11 protein-coding genes and 1 pseudogene are annotated in these 12,749 nt (G+C 69.8%); 3 read left to right on the top strand and 9 right to left on the bottom strand.

Going from position 1 to position 12,749, the window contains the following annotated elements; translation table 11 throughout:
• Positions 1-42 precede the first annotated feature (42 nt).
• The 9 genes from KWI83_RS05610 to KWI83_RS05570 form a co-directional block, all read right to left on the bottom strand.
• Positions 43-1,095, bottom strand: a complete 1,053-nt coding sequence (locus KWI83_RS05610) for a LacI family DNA-binding transcriptional regulator (protein WP_218513140.1) — start codon at positions 1,093-1,095, stop codon at positions 43-45.
• Between the two features lie 43 nt (positions 1,096-1,138).
• A complete protein-coding gene (locus KWI83_RS05605; protein WP_218513139.1) occupies positions 1,139-2,788 on the bottom strand; it encodes an extracellular solute-binding protein in 1,650 nt (549 codons plus the stop codon).
• Between the two features lie 27 nt (positions 2,789-2,815).
• Entirely contained in the window at positions 2,816-3,703 is an 888-nt protein-coding gene (locus KWI83_RS05600; protein ID WP_218513138.1) for a carbohydrate ABC transporter permease, read from the bottom strand.
• Entirely contained in the window at positions 3,700-4,554 is an 855-nt protein-coding gene (locus KWI83_RS05595) for a sugar ABC transporter permease (protein ID WP_218513137.1), read from the bottom strand. Before KWI83_RS05595 ends, KWI83_RS05600 begins: the two co-directional genes overlap by 4 nt.
• A gap of 227 nt (positions 4,555-4,781) precedes the next feature.
• Complete coding sequence (locus KWI83_RS05590; protein WP_218513136.1) at positions 4,782-5,714, bottom strand: SCO1860 family LAETG-anchored protein; 933 nt, start codon at positions 5,712-5,714, stop codon at positions 4,782-4,784.
• A gap of 158 nt (positions 5,715-5,872) precedes the next feature.
• Positions 5,873-6,958, bottom strand: coding sequence for an amidohydrolase family protein (locus KWI83_RS05585; RefSeq protein WP_218513135.1), 1,086 nt, complete (start codon positions 6,956-6,958; stop codon positions 5,873-5,875).
• A 106-nt stretch (positions 6,959-7,064) separates the two neighbouring features.
• Positions 7,065-7,838, bottom strand: coding sequence for an amino acid ABC transporter ATP-binding protein (locus KWI83_RS05580; protein ID WP_218513134.1), 774 nt, complete (start codon positions 7,836-7,838; stop codon positions 7,065-7,067).
• A complete protein-coding gene (locus KWI83_RS05575) occupies positions 7,835-8,671 on the bottom strand; it encodes an amino acid ABC transporter permease (RefSeq protein ID WP_218513133.1) in 837 nt (278 codons plus the stop codon). Before KWI83_RS05575 ends, KWI83_RS05580 begins: the two co-directional genes overlap by 4 nt.
• Positions 8,668-9,522 (bottom strand): transporter substrate-binding domain-containing protein, encoded by an 855-nt coding sequence (locus KWI83_RS05570; protein WP_218513132.1) that lies wholly within the window; start codon positions 9,520-9,522, stop codon positions 8,668-8,670. Before KWI83_RS05570 ends, KWI83_RS05575 begins: the two co-directional genes overlap by 4 nt.
• A 157-nt stretch (positions 9,523-9,679) precedes the next feature.
• Between KWI83_RS05570 and KWI83_RS05565 the strand changes: the two are divergent.
• From KWI83_RS05565 to ectB, 3 genes and pseudogenes are all read left to right on the top strand, one after another.
• Positions 9,680-10,488 (top strand): annotated as a pseudogene (locus tag KWI83_RS05565) (aminotransferase class V-fold PLP-dependent enzyme); the annotation flags it as partial.
• Positions 10,489-10,832: 344 nt separating this feature from the next.
• On the top strand, positions 10,833-11,357 hold the full coding sequence (ectA, locus tag KWI83_RS05560) for a diaminobutyrate acetyltransferase (protein WP_218513131.1): 525 nt from the start codon (positions 10,833-10,835) through the stop codon (positions 11,355-11,357).
• Between the two features lie 101 nt (positions 11,358-11,458).
• Positions 11,459-12,730, top strand: a complete 1,272-nt coding sequence (gene ectB / locus KWI83_RS05555) for a diaminobutyrate--2-oxoglutarate transaminase (protein WP_218513130.1) — start codon at positions 11,459-11,461, stop codon at positions 12,728-12,730.
• Positions 12,731-12,749: the final 19 nt, after the last annotated feature.

Below are 12,749 nucleotides of genomic sequence, written 5' to 3'. Positions count from 1 at the left end.
ATCGATATGCGGCTCCGCCGCGTGGGCGCGACCAGCCACCGATCACCCGCAAGACCGCGACGGCGAACAGACACTACGGCGCACGACGATATGAGTACCGAGCAGATGTCGACGCCCACCCGCACTGTCGGGATCCCGCAGAGCAATCCGCACAGCAGCCCGCCCCAGCTCCTCCGCCGGAGTCCGCACAGTCGTCAACGGCGGATTGAAGTCCTCGGCCAGCGGAATGTCGTTGTAGCCGACCACGGAGATGTCGTCCGGCACCGTGAGCCCCGCCTCCGCAACAGCCCGCAACACCCCCGCCGCCACCATGTCGTCCCCGGCGAACACCGCGGTGAACTCCCGCGTCCTCTCCAGTAGTGCACTCATCGCCCGCAACCCCGCAGCCCGCCCCAGCCCACAGTCCACGACATACGCCGACTCCGGCGGCAGCCCATGCTCGGCCAGCGCGGCCCGATACCCCGCCACACGGGCATCCAGCGCCGTGTTGCCGGGCAGTCCCCCGAGAAAGGCGATCCTGCGATGACCGGCGGACAACAGATGCCCGGTGACCGCCCGGGCCCCCGCCTCGTTGTCGAACTCCACGACGAGCGCCGGGATGTCGGGATCCGGCGCGGGCCGCCCGCACAGCACCAGCCGCGCCCCCGAGGAGTCCAGCGCATGCGCGTAGTGCGCGACCCGCTCGCGATAGGCGTCGTCCTCCACCACCCCGCCGACCAGGATCACCAGCCGCGCCCCCTCCTCCCGCATCAACTGCACGAACTCCATCTCGCGCTGCGCGTCCCCACCGGTCGCGCCGACCACGCAGAGCCAGCCCCGGTCGGCGGCCTCCGCCTCCACTCCCTCGGCGACCTGGGCGTAGAACGGGCTGGTGACCTGGCGGACCACGACCGCGGCCATCTTCCGGCCGCCACCCACCAGTGCCCGCGCATGCGCGTTCGCGACGTAGTCGAGGTCACGCGCGGCACGCAGCACGCGGGCCCGGGTCGCGGCGGGCACCGGATGACTGCCGCTGAGCGCACGCGACGCCGTGGCCATCGACACGCCCGCCCGCTCCGCGACCTCCCGGATCGTGACCCGTCCCTTGCCCCTCATGCCGTTCCCCATCCCCCACGTCTCCTGTTCCGCCGGCGGAGCGTCACGTGTTGGCCGCGTGGTCCTGCGCGAACTCCTCGGCCATTCTGTCGCCGCCCCGTGCCCGCCAGCGCTTCACCGCCGCGTCCCATTCGGACAGCGCAAGGCGGCCCGCGACGATGCCGGTGACGGTGTCGTCGAGGAGGGCCTTGAGGGTGGTGCCCTGGGCGTTCTTCGTGCGGGACTGCAGGCCGAAGGAGGCGTTGCGGATGGCGCGCGGGACGACCTTCTCCTGCCAGGCGTGCAGGGCCCGTACGGCGTCGGGCATGCCCGGCACGAACAGCACCTGGGGGCCCTCGGCGAGGTACTTCAGCGGCAGGTTGGTGTTGTTCTCCACCTCGCCGAGCTTGGTCGGCTTCGGTGAGCCGTCGGCCGCGCGGGTGAAGTGGGTGCCCTCGACGCCGTAGTGGACGAGCTCCCACTCCTCGCTGCCGAACGGGGCGGCGAGGTAGTCGAGGATCCGCAGCAGCAGCTCGATGCGCTCCTTCTTCGCCTTCTTCAGCACGGTGTAGCCGAAGGAGCGGCGGGCCGCGACGATCCCGCCGGGCTCGCCGCCGACGCTGTAGGGGAGGGCGGCGGCCGGGGTCATCCCGTCGGGGGCCTCCCGGTACTTGGGCAGGTACGCGCCGAAGCCGTCCTGCATCGAGCCGACCGTGCCGTTGTAGTAGAGCGTGGTCAGGTCGATCTGCGAGATGGACGTGGCGTCGGGGTGGTACGAGCCGTTCTTGCGCAGCTGCGCCTGGAAGGCGATCGCCGCCTTGTAGCGCTCGTCGGCCCAGCCCGGCTGGAAGGTGCCGTCCTTGGTGACGGCCCACTCCTGGGGCGCGTTGTGGGCGGCGGAGTGCACGGCGTTGCCGAACAGGGAGCCTTGGGCGGCGCCGAGCGCGTACGTCCGCCCCCTGGTCGCCCGCTGGGCGACGGCGGCGAAGTCGTCCGCGGTCCAGCCCTCCGTCATTCCCGCGTCGGTGAACATGCCCTGGTTGATCCACAAGGTCGAGCCGGGCAGCGGGCGTTCCAGCGGGATGCCGTGGATGCGTCCGCCGATGCGGCCCATGTCCTGCCAGGCGTGGGTGGGGATGTTGGCGAGGTTGGGGTAGTCGGCGATCGCGTCGCCGGAGAGGTACGGCGTGAGGTCCTCGGCGCGGCGCTGCACGAACTCCGCCTCGCGGGGCAGGACGAAACCGGCGAAGAGGTTGATGATGTCCGGGAGGGTGTCGGCGTCGCCGGCCATCACGGTGGCCATCTTCTTCTGGTAGTCGGCCTGGGACACGATCGTGTACTCGATCTTCACGCCGAGGGCCTTCTCCACGGCCGACCAGAACCGGTTGGCGGAGGCGGGCTTGGGCGGCGTGCCGAAGGACACCGACATGACCTTGACGGTGGAGCCGTCGCCCGGGGTGCGGGACACGGACTTGACCAGGTCCGAGGGGTAGGTGGTGTAACCGGCCTGGACGCCTGCGTCGGTGGGCGCGAGGTCCGGCTCGGGTCCGGTCACGGTCTTGTGGGTCGGCCAGGGGGCGAGCTTCTTGCCCGCGTTGGAGACGTCGCTGTCGCCGGAGCTCGTGGAGCAGGCGGTCAGCAGGCCGGGGGCGGAGAGGGCGGCACCGCCCACCGCCATGGAGCGCAGCAGGGTTCGTCGGGACATGCGGGGCATGGGTGGATCACCTCGTGTCGGCTTGTGTCAGCTCTTGATGGCGCCGGTGAGCACGCCCTTGGTGAAGTACTTCTGCAGGAAGGGATAGACGAGCAGGATCGGCACGGTGGCGATCACCAGCACCGCCATCTGCACGGTCTGCGGCGCGGTGACGGTGGCCTCGCCGGTGGTGGCGTCGGTGAGTCCGGACCCGGCCACCACGTAGGTGCGCAGCACCTGCTGGAGGGGCCAGTGGTCGCTCTCCAGGTAGAGCGAGGCGTAGAACCAGGAGTTCCAGTACGACACCGCGTAGAACAGGCCTACGACGGCCAGCGCGGCCTTGGACAGCGGCAGGACGACCGACCACAGCACCCGCCAGTCCCCCGCTCCGTCCAGGCGTGCGGCCTCGTACAGCTCCTCGGGGATGCCCTGGAAGAAGCCGCGCAGGACGACGAGGTTGAACACGTTCACCAGGACCGGCAGGACGAGGGAGGCGTAACTGTCGAGCAGGCCCAGCTCCTTGACCAGCAGGAAGCTGGGGATCATGCCGGGCGGGAAGAGGAACGTGAACAGGATGAGCAGCAGGACGGGCTTGCCGCCGAGGACACCGGGGCGGGACAGCGCGTAGGCGAGGGTGACGGTGCAGGCGAGGCTGAGCAGGGTGCCGACGACGGTGACACCGGTGCTGACCCCGAGGGCGTGGGTGACGATGCCGCCGTCGAGGATGTCGCGGTAGGCGTCCAGCGTCGGCTCGGTCGGCCAGAGCACCCAGCCGCCGTTCTCCACCACCTCGTCGGTGGAGGCCAGTGAGGTCGAGACGATCACCAGGAAGGGCACGCACACCAGCAGGACGACGGTGGCGAGGGCGAGGACCTTGCCCACCTGGGTGATCGGCCGGGGCTTCTCCCTCCACCGCGGCCGTGCGGATGCGGTCACTTGTAGACCCCCTGTTCGCCGAGGCGGTGGGCGACCTTGTTGGCGGCGTAGACGAGCAGGGCGCCGATGACGCCCTTGAACAGGCCCGCGGCGGCGGCGAATCCGTAGTCGCCGCCGACGATGCCCTGGTAGTAGACGAAGGTGTCGATGATCTCGGCGGCCTCGGGGCCGACCGCGTCGCGTTGCAGCAGCATCTGCTCGAAGCCGACGGAGAGGATGTCGCCGAGCCGCATGATGAGCAGCAGCACGATCACGGGGCGGATGGCGGGCAGGGTGACGTGCCAGAAGCGCCGCCAGGGGCCCGCGCCGTCGATGGCGGCCGCCTCGTACTGCTGCTCGTCGACCTGGGAGAGCGCGGCGAGGAAGATGATCGTGCCCCACCCGGCGTCCTTCCAGATGACCTGGGCGACGACGAGCGGCTTGAAGGCGTCGGGGTTGCCGATGATGTCGACGGTGTGCAGGCCGGCGCCGCTCAGCGTGCTGTTGAGCAGTCCGGTGTCGCCGAGGACCTGCTGGAACAGCGCCACCACGATCACCCATGAGATGAAGTGCGGCAGATACGCCACCGACTGCACGAAGCGGCGTACCGAACTCCAGGTGAGGCTGTGCAGCAGCAGGGCGAGGGCGAGGGGCACCGGGAAGTAGAAGGCCAGCTGGAGGACGGCGATCCAGAGGGTGTTGAGGACGGACGCCCAGAACGCCCCGTCCTCGAACATGCGCTGGAAGTTGGCCAGTCCGGTCCAGGGACTGCCCCACAGGCCGTCGAACGGGACGTACTCCTTGAACGCGATGACGTTGCCGACCAGGGCGCCGTAGTGGAACAGCAGGAAGTAGGCGAGGCCGGGGAGCATGAGCAGGAACAGTGTGCGGCTGCGGCCGTGAAGACCCCGGCCGTGAAAACCTTTTCGCCGGACAACGGCCACGGTTCCCCCCCCTCACTGCCTCGGATGCGGTGTGAGGGAAACTAAAGCGCTTTCACAGTGTCGTCAACGGTTCTGCCGGAGAAAGGACGTTGGCCCATGTCAACGTCGGGCGTCGGCAGGGGCCACCGCGTGAAAACGCTTCCTCTGATGGGGTTTCAGCTCCGGTTGCGGCGGGCCAGGGCGACCGCTCCCCCACCGGCCACGAGCAGCGCCAGAGCCCCGCCCGCGAGGTACGGCGTCATCGCGTTGCCGCCGGTCTCCGCGAGGTTGTCCTGTGCGGGGGCGCCCTGGGCCCTGACGTCGGAGACGGGGTCGGTGCCCGTGCCGGTGCTCGGGGCGGCGGACTCGCCCTGCGGTGCGGTGGGTGCCGGGGGCGCCTCGCAGGTCGCCTTCGCCAGGGTCACGCTGCCCTGCACGTCGGCCACGTTCAGCTTCAACGGGTTGACGGACACGGTCAGTTCGAGGGCGGTGGCGGCCGCCGTGCGGGAGGTCGTCTCCCGCTTCGACAGGTCCAGGCGCACCTCGCCCACGCCCGGCACCGTCACGTTCGTGGTTCCCCCGGCGGTGAGCGTCACCTTCTTGCCGAGCACCGTCACGGCACCGGCCACGTTCGATTCGGCGACCGGAGTCTCCCCCGCGGCGCAGGTCGCGGTCGACGTGACGGTCTCGACCTCGATGAGCGACAGCAGCGGCAGCCCGGGCACGTGCAGCCGGGCGTTGGACAGCCGCGCGCTGCCCTGCGCCTTCTCGTCGGTCGCGGTCGCCTTCGCCTGCGCCACGTCCGCGCGCAGCACGCTGAACGGCTTACCGCCGTCGACGCCGTCCAACTGTGCGGTGAGCGCCGTCTTTTCGGCGCTCGCGGGGGCCTGCACCTCGTTGAGGGTGACGGCGAGCGGGACGTTGACGGCCTTGTTGAGCAGGGAGACGTCCAGTCCGGTGCGCAGCACGAGCGCGCTCGCGCGCCCCTGGTCGCCGGTCGCGTACGCAGAGCCCGCCCCGGCCAGGACCGCGGGACCGGCGGCGAGGACGGCGGCGACCGCGACGGCGACCGGACGGCGTGCGGGCATACGGAAGTTGTAGCTGTTCAAGGTGGTGGGACCCCTCACAAGAGTGACGCTTGGGACTCCGCAAGAATTACGCACTGAGAGTGAACGGACAGCGATCCTGCGTCACTTCACCCGTTCGTGGGGTTTCTCTGAACGAGTTCGATTTCCCGGTACGTGTGTTCAAGGCGGCCGACAGGGCCCTAGCCGACGATCCGCCCGTTCAGCATCACCCTCTGCGGTGCCGCCAGTGCCCGTACGTCCGCCCGTGGGTCCGTTCCGTACACCACGAGGTCGGCCGGTGCCCCCTCGTCGAGGCCGGGGCGGCCGAGCCACTCCCGGGCCGCCCAGGTCGCCGCCGACAGGGCCTGAAGCGGGGGGATCCCGGCGGTGACCAGTTCCGCCACCTCCGCCGCCGCCAGGCCGTGCGCCAGGGAGCCGCCCGCGTCCGTGCCGACGTAGACCTGGATCCCGGCGTCGTAGGCGTTGCGGACGGTGTCGTAGCGGCGCTCGTGCAGTCGCCGCATGTGGTCCGCCCAGCGCGGGAACCTGGACTCGCCGCCGTCGGCGAGCTTGGGGAAGGTCGCGATGTTGACGAGGGTGGGGACGATCGCCACGCCTCGGTCCGCGAACAACGGAATCAGATCCTCCGTCAGGCCCGTCGCGTGCTCGATGCAGTCGATGCCCGCCTCGACCAGGTCCTGGAGGGAGTCCTCGGCGAAGCAGTGGGCGGTCACGCGGGCGCCCAGGCGGTGGGCCTCGGCGATGGCGGCCTCGACCGCGTCCCTGGGCCAGCAGGCCGAGAGATCGCCGAGGTCGCGGTCGATCCAGTCGCCGACCAGCTTGACCCAGCCGTCGCCGCGCCGGGCCTCCCGGGCGACGTGGGCGACCAGGTCCTCGGGCTCGATCTCGTGGGCGTAGTTGCGGATGTAGCGGCGGGTGCGGGCGATGTGACGACCGGCGCGGATGATCTTCGGCAGGTCGTCGCGGTCGTCGATCCAGCGGGTGTCGGAGGGGGAGCCCGCGTCGCGGATCAGGAGAGTCCCGGCGTCGCGGTCGGTGAGGGCCTGCTTCTCGGCCACGTCCCGTGGCACCGCGCCGTGGGCGTCGAGGCCGACGTGGCAGTGGGCGTCGACCAGGCCGGGGAGGGTCCAGCCCTGCACCGTGCGCACGTCTCGGGCCGTGGTGGGACGGTCGTACGAGATGCGTCCGTCGACGACCCACAGCTCGTCGCGGATGTCTTCGGGGCCGAGGAGGATACGGCCCTTCACGTGCAGCACTTCGCTCATGTACCGCACCTTAACGCTCCGCTTTCCGGCCGGTTTTCGGGTGCGGGTTGTACGTGGTTGGTCGCGCCCACGCGGCGGAGCCGCATAGCGATACAGCCCCGCGCCCCTACCCGGCGCTGTCCTCCTCCACCTGTGCCATGGCGGGGTCGAGAAGCCTGGACAAGAAATGGCGCGTGCGCTCGTGCTGCGGATTCGTGATCACCTGCTCGGGGCTGCCGTCCTCCACGATCACTCCCCCGTCCATGAAGACGACCCTGTCCGCCACCTCACGCGCGAAGGTCATCTCGTGGGTGACGACCATCATCGTCATGCCCTCCTCGGCGAGCCTGCGCATGACCGCCAGGACGTCCCCGACCAGCTCCGGGTCCAGCGCCGAGGTGGGCTCGTCGAAGAGCATGACCTCCGGGCCCATCGCCAGTGCGCGGGCGATGGCCACGCGCTGCTGCTGGCCGCCGGAGAGCGACGAGGGGTACGCGCTCGCCTTCTCGGTGAGGCCCACGCGCTCCAGGTTCTCCGCGGCCACCTTCGCGGCCCGCGCCTTGTCCCGCTTGAGCACCCGGCGCTGCGGCAGCGTGAGGTTCTCGGTCACCGTGAGGTGCGGGAAGAGGTTGAACTGCTGGAAGACCATGCCGATCCGGCGGCGTACGGCGTCGATGTCGACATCGGGGTCGGTGACCTCGGTGCCGCCGACGAAGACCTGGCCCTTGGTCGGCTCCTCCAGCAGGTTCACACAGCGCAGCAGCGTCGACTTGCCGGAGCCGGAGGGGCCGATGACACAGACGACCTCGCCCTGGGCGATCTCCAGGTCGATGCCGCGCAGGACGTGGTTGCCGCCGAAGGACTTGTGCAGGTCGCGGATCTCGATCTCGGGTCGGCTCATTTCACGGCCTCCTGGGCCTTCGCCTCCATACGGCGTACGACGAAACCGAGCGGGATCGTGACCAGCAGGTAGCACAGTCCGGCGACCAGGATCGGCGTGGAGTTGGCGGTCTGGCCGGCCAGGTCGCGGCCGAACTTGGACAGCTCCCGCTCCTGAAGGGTGACGCCGAGGAACAGCACCAGCGAGGAGTCCTTGAAGAGCAGCACGAGTTCGTTGGTGAGGGGCGGCAGGATGATCCGGAAGGCCTGCGGGATGATGATCGAGACCATCGCGCGGGCCGGTGAGAAGCCGAGCGAGCGGGCCGCCTCCATCTGCCCCTTGGGCACCGCCTGGATGCCCGCGCGGAACGTCTCCGCCATGTACGCGGCGGCCACCAGGCCGAGCGCGAGGGCGACCTTGCCGTAGGTGCCGCCGGGGATCTCGGTGCCGGGGAAGGCGAGCGGCACGGCCACGCCGATGAAGATGAAGATCAGCAGGGCGGGCAGGCCCCGGAAGATCTCGATGTAGACCCCGGCGACCCACCGGTAGGGCCCCACGGACGACAGCCGCATCAGCGCGAGGACCATGCCGAGCACCAGGCCGACGGCGAAGCCGGAGACCGTGTAGAGCACGGTGTTCTTCAACGCCAGCGTGATGACGTCGGGGAACATCTGCTCGGCGATGTCGCCCTGGGCGAACTGGTTGGCCAGCCGGTCCCAGTCGGCGCCGACCGCGAGGGCGATCATGGCGCCGACGAAGACGACGTACTGCACGCCCCGGGACAGGCCGCGCTTCTGGCGCCGTGTCATCCCCTTCTTGCGGGGCTGGGTCTCGGCCTTGGTGGCGTCCGTCATGAGGCGGTGGGCGACGGGGAGGCGGCGGCGGACTCCTCGTACGGGCCGATCCACTGCTCGTACAGCTTCTTGTACGTGCCGTCGGCCTTGGCGTCGGCGATCGCCTTGTTGATGGCGGCGAGCAGCTCGGTGTTGCCCTTCTTCACCGTGAAGCCGTACTGCTCACCGGTGTTGACCTGCTCGGCGACCTGGAAGGCGGCGGCGTTGGCCTGGTCCTTCAGCCAGCCCTGGACGACGGGGTAGTCGATGACGACGGCCTCGACCTGGCGGGTGCGCAGGCCGTTGAGGACGGCGTCGGAGGACTCGAAGGAGACCGGGTCGAGGCCCTGGCTCTTGGCGTAGTCCTCGCCGGTGGTCTGCGCCTGGGCGCCGACCTTCTTGCCCTTGAGGTCCGCGAAGGACGTGATGCCGCTCTTCTTGTCGACCAGCACGCCCTGGGTGGCTTCGAAGTACGGGTCGGAGAAGTCGACGTTCTTCTTGCGCTCCTCGGTGATGGTCATGCCGGCGGCGGCCAGGTCGCACTGACCGGCGTTGAGGGACCCACCGGTCTTGAAGTTCTCGAAGGGCTGGTCGACGATCTGCTGCCGCACGCCGAGGTCCTCGGCGACCAGGTCGACGAGGGCGACGTCGAAGCCCTGCACCTTGCCGTCGATCTCCGACTGGAAGGGCGGGTAGGGCAGGTGGGTGCAGGTGGTGAGCTGACCGGCCTGGACCAGTTCGACCCCGCCGGCGGCGGTCTTCGTACCACTGCCGCCGTCACCGTCCGACGAGCAACCGGCGACCAGCACCAGCCCGGCCGTCGCGGTGGTGGCGGCCAGCATGCGGGCCCGGCGCCCGAGGACCGTGTTCACGGGGAACCTCCTGTGAGGGAACTTTGAAGTTCCGATGATAAGGAAAGCTTTGGGTTGCTCAAAACAAACCGATGGCCAGGAGGCTGTGTGACCTAAGAAGTCGCAAGTGCCCGGGGGTTGTGGTGCGGCGGTTACGCTCGACCGCGTCGATCCCGTGGCGCCGCTGCCGCTGGAGGGCGCGATCCGGGCCGCCGCGGGTCCGGGGACGGCGGCGCTGAACGTGATCACGGGGCCCGTACGGGCAGACCTTCGGCGACTGGCTGCGGGACTGCGGGGCGACGGTGTACGACCTCGCGGTGCCGTACCACACGGCGGTCACGGCGGCGCAGATCCGTGCGGCCTTCGCCGAGCATCCGGAGATCGACTTCGTGTCGCTGGTGCACGCCGAGGCGGCGACCGGGAACACCAACCCGGTCGCGGAGATCGGCACGGCGGTACGGGAGCAGGGTGCCCTCTTCTGCCTGGACGCCCTCGCCTCCGTGGGCGCGGAGCCGGTGCTGCCGGACGCGTGGGGTGTGGACCTGTGCGTCATCGGGGCGCAGAAGGCGATGGGCGGGCCCGCCGGGGTGTCGGCGGGCCCGGTGAGCGAGCGGGCGCGGGCCCGGACGGCGGCGAACCCGCACGCGCCCCGCCGCTCGTATCTGTCGCTGCTGGACGGGAAGGAACGCCGGGTCGACACCGGCCGCAAGGCCCTGCCGCACGCGCCCGCCCAGCTGGAGATGCCCCCTGGAGGCGTGCGTCGAGCGCATCGAGGCGGAGTCGGCTTCGGACGGTGATGTCCCGGCACGCGTCCGTCGCGGCGACGACCCGTGCGGGGGCGCTCGCGGGGGCCTGGAGCCGTACGTCCACGAGGCGACGGAGGCGGCGCCGGTGGCGACGACCCTCCGGGCACCGTCCGGCGTCGTGGCGTCCGAGCTGGTCGCCCGGACCCTCGCCGCCGACCCCGCCCCGGGCCTGGGGGCAGGTGTGACCGGAAACTGAATTCACCGCAATTAGCGAGCATTCTCCGGGCATCATTCCGTAATTCAATCCTGCGCAGCTTCCCGTATTCTTCTGCCCGCTTTCCTCGACCCTAAACCCAAAGATTTCACGAACACCGAGCGACTCAATTCGGGCAGGTCTCGTGAGGGTTACGCGATTGTGACACGTTCCACAGCGGGACCGTTATGCCCGTTATATCCCGGTCAAAACCGGGCATTTCACCATCCCCTCGCGCGAACACCCGCGCCCGCGTGATAACACATGACGCGGCCATGCGTAAGCCCCCGCGGCCATGCATTTTCAATTCGCGGTCGGTAAATTCAATTCGCATGACTGCCGCACAAGCAGACCTACTCATAGACCGCCCGACGGTGGCCGACGGGGCCGCTTTCTGGCGGCTCGCCAAGGAATCCGGAACGCTCGACCTGAACTCCGCGTACAGCTATCTGCTGTGGTGCCGCGACTTCGCCGGTACGTCGGCCGTGGCGCGGACGGCCGACGGCGAGGCCGTCGGTTTCGTCACCGGGTACCTGCGGCCGGACCGCCCGCAGACCCTGCTCGTCTGGCAGGTGGCCGTCGACTCCGCACACCGCGGACGCGGGCTCGCGGCACGCATGCTCGACGGACTGACCGCCCGGCTCGCCGCCGAGCACCGGCTGACCTCCGTCGAGACCACGATCACGCCGGGCAACACCGCCTCGCAGCGGCTGTTCACCTCGTACGCCGCGCGCCACGGCGCCCGCGTCGAGCGCGAGGTGCTGTTCGGCACGGGGCTGTTCCCGGACGGCCCGCACGACCCCGAGGTTCTCTACCGCATCGGTCCGCTGACCCACCTGCCACAGACGGCGGACTGACCCATCCGCCACAGACGTCGGACCGACCCCCTGCACACAGGCCCCGATTGCTCTCGTCACGACCTCCCACATCGACCAGTCGCACAGAGGAGCGAATCCCCGTGACCATCACCCAGCCCGACCTCAGCGTCTTCGAAACCCTGGAGTCCGAGGTGCGCAGCTACTGCCGCGGCTGGCCCACCGTCTTCGACCGTGCGCGCGGCAGCCGTATGTACGACGAGGACGGCCACGAGTACCTCGACTTCTTCGCGGGCGCCGGCTCGCTCAACTACGGGCACAACAACCCCGTCCTGAAACGTGCCCTGCTCGACTATCTGGAGCGGGACGGCGTCACCCACGGTCTCGACATGTCGACCACCGCCAAGCGCACCTTCCTGCAGACCTTCCAGGACCTGGTGCTGCGGCCGCGTGACCTGCCGTACAAGGTGATGTTCCCGGGGCCCACGGGCACCAACGCCGTGGAGTCCGCGCTGAAGCTGGCGCGGAAGGTGAAGGGCCGCGAGGCGATCGTGTCGTTCACCAACGCCTTCCACGGCATGTCCCTGGGCTCCCTCGCCGTGACCGGCAACGCCTTCAAACGCGCCGGTGCCGGAATCCCGCTGGTGCACGGCACGCCGATGCCCTTCGACCACTACCTCGACGGCAAGGTCCCGGACTTCCTGTGGTTCGAGCGGCTCCTGGAGGACCAGGGCTCCGGCCTCAACAAGCCCGCCGCCGTGATCGTCGAGACCGTGCAGGGCGAGGGCGGCATCAACGTGGCCCGCGCCGAGTGGCTGCGCGCGCTCGCCGAGCTGTGCGAGCGCCAGGACATGCTGCTGATCGTCGACGACATCCAGATGGGCTGCGGCCGCACCGGCGCCTTCTTCTCCTTCGAGGAGGCAGGCATCGTGCCGGACATCGTCACCGTGTCGAAGTCCATCAGCGGCTACGGGCTGCCCATGTCGCTGTGCCTGTTCAAGCCCGGGCTGGACCTGTGGGAGCCGGGCGAGCACAACGGCACCTTCCGCGGCAACAACCCCGCGTTCGTCACCGCGACCGCCGCGCTGGAGACGTACTGGACCGACGGCTCGGCCATGGAGAAGCAGACCCGCGCGCGCGGTGAGCAGGTCGAGCAGGCGCTGATCGCCATCACCGAGGAGAACCTCGCCGACGTCAAGGAGTACCGGGGCCGCGGCCTGGTGTGGGGCCTGGAGTTCCACGACAAGGACCGGGCCGAGCGCGTCGCGCGCCGCGCGTTCGAACTCGGGCTGCTGATCGAGACGTCCGGCCCGGAGAGCGAGGTCGTCAAGCTGCTGCCCGCGCTGACCATCACGCCCGACGAGCTCGACGAGGGCCTGCGCGTCGTCGCCCGCGCCGTACGCGAAACCGTCTGAGAAAAGGAGCTGTTCACCA

This window comes from Streptomyces sp. TRM70350, assembly GCF_019219825.1.
Taxonomy (GTDB): domain Bacteria; phylum Actinomycetota; class Actinomycetes; order Streptomycetales; family Streptomycetaceae; genus Streptomyces.
This window is presented reverse-complemented; position numbering and strand designations above follow the sequence as displayed.

Coding starts and splice junctions, on each gene's coding strand:
- KWI83_RS05580 (WP_218513134.1), bottom strand. CDS start 7,838: ATGAGCCGACCCGAGATCGAGATCCGCGACCTGCACAAGTCCTTCGGC.
- KWI83_RS05575 (WP_218513133.1), bottom strand. CDS start 8,671: ATGACGGACGCCACCAAGGCCGAGACCCAGCCCCGCAAGAAGGGGATG.
- KWI83_RS05610 (WP_218513140.1), bottom strand. CDS start 1,095: ATGAGGGGCAAGGGACGGGTCACGATCCGGGAGGTCGCGGAGCGGGCG.
- KWI83_RS05595 (WP_218513137.1), bottom strand. CDS start 4,554: ATGCTCCCCGGCCTCGCCTACTTCCTGCTGTTCCACTACGGCGCCCTG.
- KWI83_RS05585 (WP_218513135.1), bottom strand. CDS start 6,958: ATGAGCGAAGTGCTGCACGTGAAGGGCCGTATCCTCCTCGGCCCCGAA.
- ectA (WP_218513131.1), top strand. CDS start 10,833: ATGACTGCCGCACAAGCAGACCTACTCATAGACCGCCCGACGGTGGCC.
- KWI83_RS05605 (WP_218513139.1), bottom strand. CDS start 2,788: ATGCCCCGCATGTCCCGACGAACCCTGCTGCGCTCCATGGCGGTGGGC.